The 15,897-nt window shown below is 54.4% G+C and carries 9 protein-coding genes; all 9 read right to left on the reverse strand.

The genetic code is table 11. The features are described from left to right. Position 1: 1 nt before the first annotated feature. The 9 genes from CBE73_RS17965 to CBE73_RS18010 all read right to left on the reverse strand — a co-directional run bounded on the left by CBE73_RS17965 (position 2) and on the right by CBE73_RS18010 (position 15,639). Complete coding sequence (locus CBE73_RS17965) at positions 2-1,519, reverse strand: alpha-L-fucosidase (protein WP_094095394.1); 1,518 nt, start codon at positions 1,517-1,519, stop codon at positions 2-4. A gap of 67 nt (positions 1,520-1,586) precedes the next feature. Then, a complete protein-coding gene (locus CBE73_RS17970; protein WP_094095395.1) occupies positions 1,587-4,619 on the reverse strand; it encodes a LamG-like jellyroll fold domain-containing protein in 3,033 nt (1,010 codons plus the stop codon). A gap of 106 nt (positions 4,620-4,725) precedes the next feature. Then, complete coding sequence (locus CBE73_RS17975; RefSeq protein ID WP_094095396.1) at positions 4,726-5,895, reverse strand: peptidyl-prolyl cis-trans isomerase; 1,170 nt, start codon at positions 5,893-5,895, stop codon at positions 4,726-4,728. 96 nt (positions 5,896-5,991) lie between these two features. Beyond that, a complete protein-coding gene (locus CBE73_RS17980) occupies positions 5,992-7,791 on the reverse strand; it encodes a glycoside hydrolase family 35 protein (RefSeq protein WP_094095397.1) in 1,800 nt (599 codons plus the stop codon). 149 nt (positions 7,792-7,940) lie between these two features. Then, positions 7,941-8,846: a carbohydrate ABC transporter permease gene (locus CBE73_RS17985; RefSeq protein ID WP_094095398.1), complete on the reverse strand. Its 906-nt coding sequence runs from the start codon at positions 8,844-8,846 to the stop codon at positions 7,941-7,943. Between the two features lies 1 nt (position 8,847). Further along, complete coding sequence (locus tag CBE73_RS17990) at positions 8,848-9,732, reverse strand: carbohydrate ABC transporter permease (protein WP_094095399.1); 885 nt, start codon at positions 9,730-9,732, stop codon at positions 8,848-8,850. A gap of 674 nt (positions 9,733-10,406) precedes the next feature. Continuing rightward, entirely contained in the window at positions 10,407-11,816 is a 1,410-nt protein-coding gene (locus CBE73_RS18000) for a carbohydrate ABC transporter substrate-binding protein (protein ID WP_094095401.1), read from the reverse strand. A 291-nt stretch (positions 11,817-12,107) separates the two neighbouring features. Next, on the reverse strand, positions 12,108-13,832 hold the full coding sequence (locus tag CBE73_RS18005; protein WP_094095402.1) for a response regulator: 1,725 nt from the start codon (positions 13,830-13,832) through the stop codon (positions 12,108-12,110). Then, complete coding sequence (locus tag CBE73_RS18010; protein ID WP_229752533.1) at positions 13,825-15,639, reverse strand: sensor histidine kinase; 1,815 nt, start codon at positions 15,637-15,639, stop codon at positions 13,825-13,827. The genes CBE73_RS18005 and CBE73_RS18010 overlap by 8 nt, the downstream gene beginning before the upstream one ends. Positions 15,640-15,897: the final 258 nt, after the last annotated feature.

Here is a 15,897-nt window from a genome sequence, read left to right on the forward strand (position 1 = left end):
ATTAAGTTAGAGTATAATGATACACCTCAAACGTCTGCAGGGTCGGGTACCAGCGGGACTGCTCAATGACGAGACGAATCCGGCGTGCCGCGACAGGCGGAAAGCGGCAGATATGCTTGTAGCCGATCACCGTTCCTTTATAAATCGGCCGCCAGCAGGCTTCTGATTCGTTGGCTCGCGCTCGCTCGCTCTTGGACATCTCATCCGCCGCTGTATCTCTGTTCACATTTCCGACCTCAAGAACTTCCTCGTCCTCTAAAACCTCGATCCGGAAAGCTTCAACCCGCTGCCCGACCGAAATATGCTCCTGCAATACGATCCGGTTAAACGTTTGTGTCTCGCCAAGATCAAATTCCAGTTCTGCCTGCTCGGCTCCTTCGGGTGCCGACCAGTAGGTATCCGAAGCGCTAAAGACCGCCGGGCCACCATGCTCGGCGTCAAGACTGGCGGAGGTTTTGACCGCCGCATTCGCTGCCAGATTGCGGCTGTACAGCCTGCGAATGCGTTCGCCAAGCCCGGCCAGGCTGCGCACATCCTGCTCGTGAATGAGCCCCCGGCGGTCCGGCGGCAGGTTGAGCAGGAAAGCGGAGTTGCCGCCAACCGTCCGCTCGTACAGCTCCATCAGCTCATCCGGCGATTTGACCTTGTCATCCTCCGAAGCATGGTAGAACCAGCCGGGGCGGATGGAGGTATTCACTTCGGCCGGATACCACACTAGCGCCTCCGACTTCTCGATAATGCTGCGGCTGCCAAGATCGTCTTCATCGGAATTGATGCGGGAAGCAAAGGTCCCGTCATCCTCGGACTGCGACTTCTCCTGGATTTTCTCGTTATCCTGCAGGCTTGCGGGCACCACACTCCATTCGGAGGTGCGGGTATGTCCGGCTTCATTGCCGCACCAGCGCACATCCGGCCCACAGACCGATATAACGGCATTCGGCTGATGCTCCCGGATCATGGCGTAATAGCGGTCCCAGTCATAGACCTGCCGTTTGCCGTTCGGGCCTTCGCCGCAGGCGCCGTCAAACCAGACGCTGAACAGCTCGCCGTAGCCGGTCAGCAGCTCGGTTAACTGCTTGGCGAAGAAGTTGTTGTAGGCGTCTGAATCCCCGTAGCTCGGCTCGTGCCGGTCCCACGGAGAGAGATAGATGCCGAATTTCAGTCCGGCTTCCCGGCAGGCGTCCGATACTTCGCGGACAAGATCGCCTTTGCCGCCCCGCCAAGGACTGTTCTTCACGGAATGCTCCGTCACCGCGCTGGGCCATAAGCAGAAGCCGTCGTGATGTTTGCAGGTCAGGATCAGGGCTTTCATGCCGGCCGATTTGCAGGCTGCCACCCACTGGCGGGCATCCAGCTCTGTCGGCTGAAAAAGGGCGGGAGACTCGTCACCGAGTCCCCATTCCCGGTCCGTGAACGTGTTCACGGTGAAGTGGATAAAAGCGTAAAATTCCAGGGACTGCCAGGCCAGCTGGCGCGGAGCCGGCTTGACCCGGGCAGCTTCCCGAATAGAAATGGCCATGGTTTTGTCTTCCTTTAGCAAGTTATTAGCTTTCCTAACCCGATGTATCTTGTTCCGCTGTCTAATCTTAATGGTTGAATTTCAGTTTCCCGTTATACAGCTGGGCGACCTGTTGATCTGTCAGAGCACCGTCTAAAATGAGGACTTCGTCCATCAGGCCGTAATAAGGATTTTTGCCTTCGGCCCCCGTGGATTGATTGCCGAGCAGCAGCGGTTTGTTATTGGCGAACAAGTCAGCGCCTTCCTTAGAGACGGGCACGGACATGACGAGTTCGCCGTTGATATAAATCTTATACGTGTGACGGTCATAAGATTGCACAACCTGGCTCCATTTTCCCGCCGGGACGGTCAGATCCGAGTTTGGACCAAGCGTCGTCGGATACCAGCGTGCGCCTTTAGTTCCGTCTTGGCCCTCTAGGATGAACGGATTCTGGAAGCCGCCGGCCGGAGCATCTGTTAGCAGCGTAGCGCTGTACATTTCGTTGGCGTTATCGCCTTTGGAGTACAACACCTCGGCGCCGTTCGCCGCTGGAGCAGACAACCCGTAATCATCCGGTTTGACCCACATCGAAATCGTATATGAGCTTCGTTTCAACTGTTCACTATCCGGAATGGAAATGTAGCTGTCCGGCGCTGAACCATGATTGCCGAACCGGAGCGCCCGGCCTTTATAGCTGTCATTATTGACGATATCGACCGAAGCCGATTTGGTGGCGTTCAGTCCGCTCCCTGAGCTGTCCTTCACCTCGCTGCTGTTGCTGCGGACATTGTCAAAGGTGTAATGGGCAACCACGTCCACTTGTGCCGGTTCTGGCTGTTCCGGGGCTATGCCGGCCGGATCGCCTATAGCTTCAGGATCGTTATATACGGCGATTTCAGCAAGAGAAGGAGCATTGGCCGCTTGATGCAGGGTCATTCTGATTTGATTTGCGGTCACCGGTTCAAATACCGCGGTATGACTGGCGCCGATGCCATAACCCTCATAAAAAGGCACCCAGTCCGTTCCATTCCAGTAGTCATAGCTGTAGGTGCCGACGGCAGGCTGGAAGGGGCGGTAATTGCCCGTCTCCGGCGGAGTGGTCACATACTCCTCTGCTTTGATGGAGTTAAAGGTGGATTCCTCTCCTAAATCAATCGTAATCGACTGCTCCTTGTTGGTGCTTGACGTCCAATACGTGCTCGGCAGGCCGTCCGTGATGGAACCAGCTGCGTAAGGCGTTGTGCTCGTAAAGTCGGTGGTCACCTTTTTCCCCAAGGCCAGGTTCACGATTTCCGGCGGATTCTCCGGCGTAACCCGGTCGCCCTGCTGCACCTCCTGTACGCCGATGTCCGGCGCTTCTCCATAATAAAGCGGATTCCCGTAGAAATCCTTGTCGCCGAGCTGCGGCACGTAGATGCCGGCGTCAACCAGCGGCGAGCTTTCCTGCAGCTTGTAGCCGTCCCAGACGGTCGCGCCGCTCAGCACCCCGTTTGGACCAGCGCTAGGCGCCTGGCCGGGGTTCACAAAACCGGGATCGGCGGTGATTTTATGCGGATCCTCCGGTAAGCCGGTAGCCGTAAATCCGTTCGCCGAATAGAACACGTTATGGCTGAATTTGCCCGTGCCGTAATCATCAGGGGAAGCAGCCCAGGTAGACGGCGATGGACCCGTTTTGTCGTAGAACACATTGTTGTAGAAATAATACGGCACTTGATCGAAATAAGCCCCGATGTCATCGTTCCGGTTGGTGAACGCGGTTTTTTGTCCGTTATAGATAAACACGTTGTTCAGGAAATAGGCAGGTGAAGAGTCCGGTCCGAACCAGCCAAACTTGATCAGGTATTCACCGTCATCATCGCTGATATTATAACGGGCGATGTTGTTGGCGCTGCGGCCCAGATAAGACATCCAGCCCATCGGGTTGTCATGTGTGTAGTTATATTGATAAACGATATTGATGTTCGGGGAATCAAAGTCAAAAGCGGTTCCGTCCCCATTGGTGGCGTCCGTGGTGGTTGGACCTCCGTATACCTCGTTATTCTGGAACACAACGTTCCAGGATTTCCAAGGGTAAATGCCTGCGGCCTGAGCGTTATAACGTTTCATCCAGCCGTCCAGCACGTTGTATTCGACTACGGCGTCTTTGGCGTCGCACAGGTCGATGCCGCCTTGGGCGATGTCCTGCAAATAGTTGTGTCCGATATAAATGTTTGTCTGCCACAGGCCGTATCCGCCGACTTCGTCCTGAAAGTCGGTTTTGGTCGTGTAGTTGAAGTTGGCGATGCCAAGCAGATCGACATGTTTGATAAAGTTGCGTTCAATGCGGACGTCGTCAAACGTCATGTTTGGCTTCAGGGAACCGATCACGTAGAACATGATCCCGCCGTTAAACGAGGCGTTCTTATATTCGTTGGGCCATTCGTCAGGGCTGTCTACATCATGAATGTAGCAGTCGCTGATGTAGATATGGTGCATGACGCTATTGCCGCCATCAGGCACTTTATCGGTGTCCAGCACGACCAGAATGCCGTCGCGGATGTTCGAGGGTTCACCGTTCTTGTAAGTCGTTGCGACCAGGTCGGTATCAAAGTCGTCGTCGTTGGTTACTTCCAGGTGGCGGATCTCCCAATATTCCTGGTTCTGTAGAAAAATAGCCCCGGTCTGGTGGTAAGGACGCTCCACACCGCCGCCGTTGATCACCGGCAGATCGCCTTCGCCGTACCGGTCGATAAGAATCGGCGCCCCTTCGGTGCCGGAGCCTTTCGGCCACAGCTGGCCGTTCCATACGCCGCCGGATTTGAACAGCAGGGCGTCGCCCGGCGAGAAGGTGGTGGCGTTGATTTTGTCGAGGGATTTCCAGGCTTGGTCCGGGCTGGTTCCGGTATTGGCATCGCTGCCTGCCGCAGAGTCCACATAATAGATGGTTCCCTTCACGTCCAGAATGCCGGCAGACGCAGAGGCGGAGGAGGCTGTTCCGGTCGATCCGGGTGTTCCTGCCGCCGCCGTTTCGACTGCAGCTGTCTCGGCAGCATAAGCGGCAGATCCGCTGGAAGCGGAAATGTTCCACAGGGAGGTTAAAGCCATCAGCATGGACAGGAATAAATAACCAGTTTTCTTCAAATTCGTCCGCTCCTTCTTTTTCAAGAGTAAAAAAGATATAAGGATGGTCAGCGTACTTCTGAATTCACCGTTATTTCGTCATAAGCGATTTGTGATAAGAGATTCGTCATAAAGAGATTGCGTCGTAAGAGGTTGGCTGAATGTTCACTTTCGCGGCTTGTACGGCAGAACGGATATAAGCATCGAAATGGTCGCGGAGCAGCTGCTCCTGAATTTGATCCTGCACTTCCTCCAAAGGAGTGGGCTGGTTTCTCCGTACCGAATCCAATTGCAGCAGAATGTAGGCTGAGCCGTCGTCTAAGACGGAGGAATGCTGACCGGCCTGCATTTTGGCGGCGGCGGCAGATAAGATGTCTTTGGTTTGAAAAATAATCCCGCTCCCGCCGGAGCTGCTTTCCGGAGCGGGGGCAGACGGATCGGAGCTGCCGCTGGCTTCGCTCGCGCTCGCCGCCTTAAGCGTCTGCTTGCTGAAGGCAGCGTCTTTGGCCTGCAAAGCTGCTTCAGCCGGGGATTTACCTGCATCCAGTGACTGCAGGACCCGGTTTGCTTCCTGCAAAGCAGCTGTTTTGTCCGCTTCCCCGTAAGGAATGCTGATCAACTGAACGTCGTATTCGTCCCGGCTTTGGAACAGCTGCGGGTGAGCATCATAATAAGTTTTGATGTCTTGTTCCGCCGGTTTCAGCGTGTTGTCCCCTAGCTTCTCCTGCAGCTGCTGTTTCAGATGGTTCATATAATAATCGTAATATTGATCCAGTGTAAAAGAGGTCAACCCGTACACGGGCTGGTTCGTTTGGAGATTTTGGCTGCGCTGCCGGTTCAGCGTCTGCCAGTCGGCCAGAAGGCGGGAGAATGAGATATCGCCGATCAGGCCCTGCTCCCGGGCCAGCCGCTGAATAGTTTTGCTTTCGGCGGCGGCTTTGTCGGTCCGCTGCTTCAAGGCCTGCAGCGGGCTCTCCCCGCCGAAGTCATGGGTCCAGTAATCCGGCTGGTCTTCAGCGCCGTATTTGGCGTTGAAGGCATTGGTCACCGCGCTTTTCTCGCGGTTCATCAGCAGCCGGTATTCCTGAGCCGTGACCGGCTCGCCGTCCACCGTCAGAATGACGGCGTCTTCGCCAGGGGCAGCCGCTGCAGCTCCGGCGGGCTTCTCGCTGCTGGCCCAGCCGGTCAGCGCGGGGGATAAGGCCGCTGCTGTACCGCCGGCAGCAGCGAGCAGAATGACGGCGGCGGCCAGCATCAGCCGCCGCTTGCCGCGCCGGGATTGTCGTTTCAGGTTCATGCCAGGCACCTCCTGAAGCTGTGGTCTCAATTCACTTTAATCAACAATTGGGAATGGCAATTGATAATCGGCAATCGGCAAACGGTTGTCGGGCGGCTAACCTAGATCCGGCTGATCCGCCAAGCGGACCTCAGGCCGCGCGCAGCCGTGCAGTTCAAAGACAACAAGCTCGTTGCGCCCTTCCTTCAGCAGGGGGGCCGGGATGTACAAGGTCCGCTGCGGTCCCGCGTTCCAGTAACGGCCGAGGTTAAAGCCGTTCACGTAGGCAACGCCTTTCGTCCAGCCGTCCAGCCGCAGGAAGGTATCGGCTTTCTCCTTAACCTCGAAGGTGCCGCGATAAAAGACCGGCCGCTCCGGCGTACCACCGATCTCACTGCCTGTGCCTTGATCGGCGGCAGTATCATTACCCGGAACCGGCGCAAAATCCAGCTTGCCCAGTGATTCATATTCCAGCGGCAGCGGATGAATCGTCCAGCCATACAGGAATTGGTTGCCGTGGCGGACCCCTTCGGTAATGCCCTTCGGGTCCCGCAGAAGCGGCCCGTAGTTGATGCGGCCCATATTTTCCACGAGAATATCGAGCTTAAGTCCTTCTGGCGGAACAGACAGCGGCAGTGTTGACGGTGACCAGCGTTCGATCGTACCTAAATAACGTCCGTTGCCGTATACAAGGGCCCGGTCGCTGACCTGCTGAAGCACAAGCTCCATTTCTTGGCGGGGACCGGGGATCGTCGTGGAATACAGGATAAATCCGTACGTCTGTCCCAGCTTCTCCATCGGCTCCGGCGAAGAGCGGTACAGGGGAGAGGATAGCCCCTCCAGCGAGTCAAACAGCGCTGCGCTTTCGGTCAAAGCCACCTGCCCATAATCCGCAGTCGGAATAAGATCGGGCAGCGAAAGAGGGGGAAGCTCTGCAAACCGCCCTATAACTTCACGGACCGCAAAATATTTGTCCGTCGGCACCCCGTGTTCGCTCAGCAGCGCATTATAATCGTAGCTGCCGACGGTCGGCTCGTAGGCGTTGATATGATTGGCCCCGTTATAGAAACCAAAATTGGTGCCGCCGTGGAACATATACAGATTAAAGGAAGCTCCGCTTTCCAGAATATCGGCAATGGTCTGGGCCGTATCATCAGCGGTCCGCGTATGGTGCTCCTCCATCCAGTGGTCGAACCAGCCGTTCCAGAATTCCATCACCATCAAGGGACCTTCCGGCTGATATTCGTGCAGCTTGGCGAAGGCTTCCTTCGGATGGGAGCCGAAGTTTACCGTAGCCAGCACGCCCGGAATTGTGCCGCCCTGGAGCATAAAGTCCTCGGGACCGTCTGACGTGAACAGCAGCACGTCGATGCCGCGCTCCTGCATCGCTTTCTTGACGGCCTGCAAATACGCTTTGTCGTTGCCGTAGCTGCCGTATTCGTTTTCAATTTGCATCGCGATAATCGGCCCGCCGTTTGTGCACTGCAGGGGACGCAGCAGCGGAAGCAGCACATCGTAATAAGCCTCCACTTTGCTCAGGTAAACCGGATCGTTCGAGCGCAGCCGCACATTGGAATCGGCCAGCAGCCAGGCCGGAAGGCCGCCGAACTCCCACTCGGCGCAGATGTAAGGACTTGGCCTTACAATGACATGCAGGCCCAGCTCCCCGGCCAGAGTAAGGAAAGACACCACATCGGCCATACCTTCAAAGTTAAACGTTCCTTCCTTAGGCTCGTGCAGATTCCAAGGGATATAGGTTTCCACCGTGTTCAACCCGCAGGCCTTCAGCTTGAGCAGGCGGTCCCGCCAGTAATCCGGAACGACCCGAAAATAGTGGAGCGCGCCGGACATAATCCGCACGGGCTCCCCGTTCCAAACAAAATCGTTGTTCTGTACGCCAAAAGTAGAAGAATTCACCACTTAACCCTCCCGATCGTTTCTGAAGACGGGTGCCCCGCCGTATTTTGCTGCAAGCTCTGATTTCGGTATCCCGGCCTGAATTCCTTTGTCCAAGAAGCTCAGCATCGTCCGAAAAAACCATTACCAGAGCCGCACAGGCTCCGGATTTAGCCCTTCACGCCGCCCATCATCATGCCGTCGGTGAGCCGTTTTTGCAGCAGGGCATAAATAATAATGGTCGGGATCAGGACGATCACAAGTCCCGCGAACAGCGAACCCCAGTCGGTTGCGTACTGCTGGATTTGCATCAGATTGGACAGGCCGATCGGGATCGTTTTTTTCTCATCGCTTGTAATCAAAGTCAGGGCCAGCACGTATTCATTCCAGAAATCGAAGAACCCGAAGACAATCAGGGTTACGATAGCAGGCCGGGTAATCGGCAAAATAATCCGGAACAAGGTGCTGGTGTACCCGCACCCGTCTATCAACGCGGCTTCTTCGAAGTCCTTTGGAATGCTCTTCATGAACCCGATCATCAGGTACACGGAGAAGGGCAGACTGCCTGTTGCATATACGGCGCTCAGCCAGAAACGGTTGTCGAGCATATGCAGATTGTTCATCAGGATGAAGAGCGGCACGATGATGTACACGCCGCCAATAAACAGACCGGCCATGTAGACGTTGGTTGTAAAGGCTTTTCCCCTGAAGTTCATCCGTCCAAGCGCATAAGCCGTCGGCAGGGCTGCCGCGAGCAGGATCGCCATCGACATGGCGACCACCAGCACGGAGTTCAGCATATAGTCGCCGATGCGCGCCGTTGTAAAGGCATTTACGTAGTTGGACCAGTTGAAATGCTTGGGCAGCGTCCAGGGGTTCTCCATCACCTCCTCATTGGTTTTCAGGGATGCGAGCACATTCCAGACCAGCGGGTATACGACAATCAAAGCCTGGATAATTAGAATGAGGCGAAGAAACAGCCTTCCCAGCCAGGCTAACGTTTTTCTGCCGGATTGGGGCACGGTTTGCGGCGGATGGGAGGAGCGGGCAGGTTGGGCATTCACGCTTGCAGCCATCTTAGTTGTTCCCCCTTTCCGTTAGTCGGTTGCTCAGCAGTGCGAGCAGGAATGAAACGATAAACACGAACACGCCGATGGCCATCGCATAGCCGAAGTTGGAGTTCGAGAAAGCCTGGCTGTACAGGTAAGTCATCACCACTTCGGAGTGGCGGTCCGGCCCGCCGGCTGTCATGATCGATACGATGACGAAGCTGATGGTCAAGACGCCGTTGATGCTGAAGATGATCGTAATCCGGATGATTTCCCACAGCAGCGGGATCGTAATATGGAAAAATTGGTGAACCGGCGTTGCCCCGTCAATACTCGCCGCTTCGTAAAGCTCGGGCGAGATGCCGTCGATGCCGGCCATATACATGACCATGTAATAACCGGCGGCCTGCCAGATCATTGTAACGGCCAGCGCCCATAGGACGGTCCGGGCATCACCCAGCCAGGCCAGCGCCCATTTGCCGAGACCGATGCTTTCCAGCCCGGCATTCAGAAAGCCGATGGTCGGATGGTAAATGAATGACCAGAGGATCGCGATGACGACAAAGGACAGGATGCTTGGGAAAAAGAACACAGTCCGGTACAAGGAACGTTCCCGGAGCTTCGAGCGGGTCAGAATCGAGGCGTTGACCAAGGCGATAAACAAGGTGATCACCGGGACGACCAGCATCAGGAAACCGGTATTGCGGAGCGAAAGCAGAAATACATCATCATGAAAAAGGTCGGTGAAATTTCTCAGGCCGACCCATTTTGGTTTGTCGCCGATTCCTGTCCATAAATAAAAGGATTTCTGAAATACCTCGATGGTAGGGTATATTTTGAACAAAGCCATCAGCACGAGTCCGGGCAGCAGACAGAATAATAGGAACCAGTTGCGTTTGGCTTTCATGGACATGGGGTTCACCTCCTAAAGGACTATTGAGCTGGGTGGTTAGGGAGCAGAACGTTGTGCATGCGGTGCTTTGATGCGGGTGATTCCGATGAAGTTGCCTGCAAGGTTGCCGCTGCAAAGAGGCCGCTCCGATGTCGAGTGTTCTTCCGACCGCTGTTCCTCCCGGATTTCTTTAACTAGGTTAAGAAGGGTGAAATCCGGGAGCCCGCCTATGCTTCCGAGGCAGCTTTCCTTTGGAAAGCTTTTATGCGGACGCTCACGCTTCTCCAGAATCACTCGCCCTCTCCGCTAAGCAGCTTGGCGCACTCCTTATGGAGTGCCCGGCTAAGCAAGAAGGCCGCTCAATGTTCATTTACATCGCTGAATTTGTAATAGGGTAAAAGGTTGAGCGTGTTAAAGGCCACGCTCTAACCTTAGGTGTAAAGCTTTGGACGTGGCCGTGAAATATACGGCCACGAAACGTAAGACCATGAACATAAGACCATGAAACATTAAGATAAGGAACAAAGGAACATTCAGATCGTGAGCTATGAAAGCATTGAAATATTAAGCTGAAACCTGGATCTGGGGGCTGGCTTCGCATCGCCAGATCCAGGTTTGCAAGGACTCAGAAACTTCAAGACTTTTTCGGCTCCGGCTTCGGCTTTCAGGCTCTGACTCGAGTTCTTCTCAACGCCTTAATTCCCGTTCTGCTCAAGCTCCTTGTTTAGATCGTTGTACAGCTTGGTGAGCTTGCTGCTGTAATCGTCGAGGCTCATCTGTTTGTTCATGATGGAAGAGATCGGTTTATAGACCTCGTCGCTCGGGTTGTATTTGCTGCCTTTGGCAACGGACATGAAGCTGCCGTTAACGGCGACCATGCCGCTGTCCACGGCTTTATAGACGTTGTAAGTCGTTTCGGAGATGTAAGGTTTGGCCAGGTCGGGTGCGCCTTTGACGGCCAGCACGGCCTTTGATTTTTCAGCGTTCAGCTTCACGCTTTCGTCGGTGTAGAGGTAACGCAGGAAGGCTTTGGCCAGCTCGATGTTTTTGGCTTTGGCCGGGATGACGACCTGCTCAACGCTGGTCAGAGCGGTTACGGGATCGCCGTCTTTAAAGGCCGGTACGCCGAGGAAACCGAACTGGAAGCCGTCCTCGCGAGGGGCGTCCTTCATTTCATCCTCAAACCAGGTGCCGTTCGGAATGAACATTGCTTTACCCTGCATAAAGGCGGTTTGCGCCTGGGTATGGTTCAGGGCGACGGTGCCTTTCATGAGGCCATTGTCCGTGGTGGCGATTTTTTCGATAATGCCCCAAACCTGCTTGAAGCTGTCGCTGGTCCAGAAAGCCGGGTCGTAATCAAAGAACTGGTTCAAAGCGTCCTGGCCGCCGACGTTGTAGATGGAAGGCACGATCATTTCCTCCAGATAACCCGGGTAGAGCCCCTGGTAGGTGAACAGCGACCGGCCGTTTTCTTTGGCGGTGTCGTTTAGAGCGAACAGTTCATCCCATGTTTTTGGAACGGAAATGCCTTTGCTGTCAAACAGGTTTTTGTTGTACCAGAGGCCCATAACGCCAAAGTTGAAAGGAGCCAGATACACTTTGCCGTCCCCGTAAGGGGACATGGCCCGGGATTCCAGAACGCCCGGTAAAATTTTATCCTTCAGCGTGCCGGAACCACTTTCGTCCTGGCCGTCAAAGACGTCTGTCAAATCCTCAAGGGCATGGTCCTTGATCAGACCGTCCAGAATCGGCGTATTATCGCTGCCCGCGATATACATGAGGTCGGGCGGATTGCCGGCAACGATCTTAGGCCGGACTAAGTCGGCAATTTTCGGACTTGCTGTAATGTTGATTTTGGTGCCGGGGTAAGCTTTCATAAAGTCATCTGCGATCGTATCCCAATATTCGCGGCCGTAACCGCCCTGGAAGACGGCGATGTTCAGCTCGGGATCGGCAAAACCGCTCGAATTGGATGATGCAGAGCTCGCGCCCGCATTGCCGCTTGCGTTGCTCGCGCTGCTGCCCCCGTTGCTGCCGCAGCCGGCCAGCACTAGAATTGCCGAGGCTACAACACCAAAGGTTTTGAATCGTGTCTTTAAGCTCATGGAATGACCTCCCCTGAAAAATATGTGTTCATTATATAGGCGGAATGCTGTTAGCCAAATGTACAAAACAGCGGAATCAACTGGACGATCTTTTGGAATTTTACATAGCTTTAACAAAAAGCTGGATGATTTTAGGGTCAGACTAAAAATCGTCCAGCTTTGCCATTAAAAAATAACCGGTCAGGTTAGCTTCTTGTCCGCTTGAAGTGAAAGTGGCTTCAGGCCGAAGACCGCAAAACGACAGCCGGCCGAAAGCATGGACGGCTTTCGGCCGGCTGCGCTGCAACCGGTTCAGGAGGTTTGCGGTTTGATTTTTTTCGGAGAGATGCCGAACTTCCGTTTAAACAACCGGTTGAAGTAATACGGATCATGGATGCCGACCTCAGCGGCGGCCTCTTTGACCAGATAACGGCCCGTGGCGAGCAGCTCATACGCTTTGGCCATCCGGAATTCGTTCAGGTAGGTCAAAATGCTTTGACCGGTTTCCGTCTTGAACAGCTGGCACAGATACGCTTCAGACAGGTTGACGTAAGAGGCAACCTCCGGCAGCACAATCCGCTCGGCGTAATGCTGATGCAAATAGCCCAGCACCTGAACAATTTCGGGCCGTAAGGAAGAAGACCGGGCAGCAAGAGTAGAAGGAGCCGCAGGAGCAGAAGGAACAGAAGGATCAGAAGGATCAGAAGGAGCCGAAAGAGCAGGCAGCGGCCCCTGTCCAATTGGTCTTTTTAGATTGATTGCGCTTTCAACGTCCTGTTCTCTAGTGGCCTCCATTTGAGGCAAAGGAGAAAGGGACAGCGGGCTTGAAGCAGGCCAAACGACTGGGTAACTGCGGGTCTCGGCGAGCAGCAAGGATTTCAGACTTCTGCATTGCCGGAGCTGCCGGACAAGCTCCTGAATCGTGCCGGCTCCCTCGGTATAAATAATTCCGGTCTGCAGGTTGTAATACATATGCGTGAGACTGGCAATCCGGTTGGCCAAATGCTCGGGCACAACAGCCTCATGATCCTGCTCTGGCCTGCTGGTTACGGCGAGCAGCCACTCGCTGCCGTCCAGCTCAATGGCTGCCTTACAGGCGGTGCCGGGACAGAGATCTCCGAGCAAGCTGCTCCAAGCCGATCCAAGTCGGCTGATTTCCTTCCGGGAGTGAGAAGTGGAAGGGGCCGGAACGGCAAGGAAGAGCAGCACTTGTTCACCCGGCGAGCAGCCTGGTGGAGAAGGGGCTGGACCTCCCTCTGCTGGAGAGGGCAAAGCTTTATGCTCCGGCTCTCCTGCAGCCTGAGCCAGCTTCTGCAGCCAATCCGGGAATAGGGAATGGACGGACTCCGAGAAATCAGAGGCAGCGAGTGCAGAAGCCGGAACAGATGCATGAGCAGAAGCAGGGACAGATGCAGAAGAAGCAGAAGCGGGAACAGAGGCCGAATCCGCAGCAGAGGCCGAATCCGCAGCAGAAGCCGTAGTCGCAGCTGGATTTAGCATTCCCGGCAACTGCCCTTGTTGGCTTACCTGTTCCGCAGCACTTCGCTGGCCTGTCAGGCCTGAATTCCTTCCATGGCCAGGCTGTCCGTATTGTCCATTTCGTCCGGTCTGTCTGGCTTGTTCAACATATCCCTCCAGACTGCGCTCTTTGTGGTCAAGCTTATCGGCCATTTCATGCAGCACCTTCATAAAATTATCCTTCTCCAGAGTAAGCTTGAGCATATAATCATAGGCCCCTTGCTTCAGCGCTTCCCGCACAAGCTCAAAGTCGTTGTAATTACTGAGGACGAGAACCTCCCCGTCAAACGGGATATGCTTCAGCTGCTTGATCAGCTGAAGTCCGTCCATGTCGGGCATTTTGATGTCGGTTATGATGATATCGATGCCGGCTGGGCCAGCCTGCAGAACCGTGGTCAGCGCGGCCTGCCCGCTGGTACAGGAGCCCGCATAGACGAAGCGGCCCGTCTCCCAGCGGATCAGCGTCTGGACGGCATGCCGCACAATGAGTTCATCATCAACAATCAGTACTTTATACATACGCTTTGTCCTCCTCTTGAACGAAATGTAACGGTAAAGTCAACACGGTTGTTGTGCCCTGCCCGGGCGCGCTTTCTGTCCGAAGCCCGAAGGCGGCGCCATAATGCAGCTGAATTCTTTCGTGTACGTTCGGAATGCCGATGCCGGACAAGCGGCTGCCGGTATGGTCTTTATGCTCAAGTTCAGCCGGATCAAATCCTTTGCCGTCGTCGCTCAGCGTCAGAATCAGATCGCTGCGGTGAAAGGCGAAGCTTATGGAGATAAGAATCCGTTTATTATGGGCGGCGCCGTGAAGAATGGAGTTCTCGACAATGGGCTGCAAAATAAATTTCGGAACGATGACATCCTCGTCCGGCTCTACCGGCTGACATTCAAGCTCAAATGAATCCCCGTACCGGATGCGCTGGATGTTGGAATAATGGCGCAGATTCGCCATTTCTTTGCTTAAGGGAATCAGTTCCTCCCTGTCCAGGATCGTATTCCGCAGCAGCTCCGACAACGAGCCGATCCCTTGGGTCAGCGACTCGTTGCCGCTGAGCATGGCGCTCCATTTTAATGAATTCAGCGTGTTAAAGAGGAAATGAGGGTTGATCTGGGCCTGAAGCATTTTAAGCTCCGCTTCCCGTTTGGCCTGCTGTTCCAGCTGAACCTGCCGGATTAGCAGCTTCAGCTCCGTTACCATGTCGTGAATCGTAATCGTCAGCTGCTGCATTTCATCCGGCGGGGCGACCGGCTTCGGAATCGGATCGAACCGGCCCTTATGAATCCGTTTGGCGTATCGCAGCAGGGAACGCAGCGGCGAATTGATGCTGTCATAAATCCACAGCCCGATTGCACTGGAAAGGATTAAGGTGAGCAGGCAGAGCAGCGCAATATTCCCCCGGAGATCACCTAGCTCGGAAACAATATAAGAGTGGGGAATGAGTCCGACCAGATACCAGTCTGCCGCATCGATATAGGTGCTGCTGACCAGATACTGCTTGGACCTGATTTTGGTCTGGAAGGACTGCAGACGGCCGCTTTCATGCTGCTTCTCGATCCGCGCCGTCAAGTCGGCCTGGTTCAGACTGCCTTGAGGGAGCGAAGAAGTGCTGGAAGAGATGGTAGCTCCGCTCCGGTCGGTGATATACACGCTGCTGTCCTGGCCTAAATCGACGGATTGGAACATGTTGCGGGCGAACACTTTTTCATCCATGGTGATGACAAGATAACCGATCTGCAGATTGAGGTTTTCGGCGGAATAAATTTTTCGGCTTAGCGCTATCACGGTTGAACCGCGGTTGGAACGGAGATACGACCAATAAGCGTTGCGGGGAGCGCCTTCCGTCTGCTGGACCATGCTGCTGAGCTGGTTATCCGGGTACCATTGATAGCCGAGATCGAAAAAGGTCGCCCCGTCATTCGTCATAATCACGATGTTGGACAAGTTGCTGAAGCTGAAGAACTGCGGTCCGAGCTCGTTGCGGATTCGGGTCTGCAGCGTATTTTTATCGATATCGCTTAAAGCGGCGTAACTGGTAAGACCATATTGAATGGAATCGTTGATAATGATATTTTCACTGAGGGTTTCGTATTGCCCCAGCTCACGGGAAATGTTGCGGGTAAGCTCCGTGAGCGTCTGGCTGGAGTAGGCGCTGATTTTATCCGTGATAGAGGCTTCATAGATTTGGTTGGAGTAAAAGGCCACAATCGCGACCGGCAGCAGGGAAGTAATAAGGAATGCCGTAAGCAGCCGATTCTTGATAGACAGGCGGCGCAGCAGGAAAGAAGTCTTCTTGTACAAGGGAGAGCGGAATCCGGAATCCAAGACTGAGCACCTTCTTCGTTATCTTTTGTACCATGATAGCAGAATCTGGCGAACTGGCAACTTCACAGGTCATGATAGTTTGGCGGGCGAGTTGACAGAAATATCTAATTGATGCTATATAAAAAGAGGATTAGCACTCTTGATGAATGAGTGCTAACGTTGATTCTTATCTTAAGAATTCTAGCCTTAAGTTTTCTATGCTTAGGCCTTCCAGTCTTAAGATTCCATTCTATTCAGAGCTTGAAAGGAGAACCATTC

Source organism: Paenibacillus physcomitrellae (assembly GCF_002240225.1).
Lineage (GTDB): Bacteria > Bacillota > Bacilli > Paenibacillales > Paenibacillaceae > Fontibacillus > Fontibacillus physcomitrellae.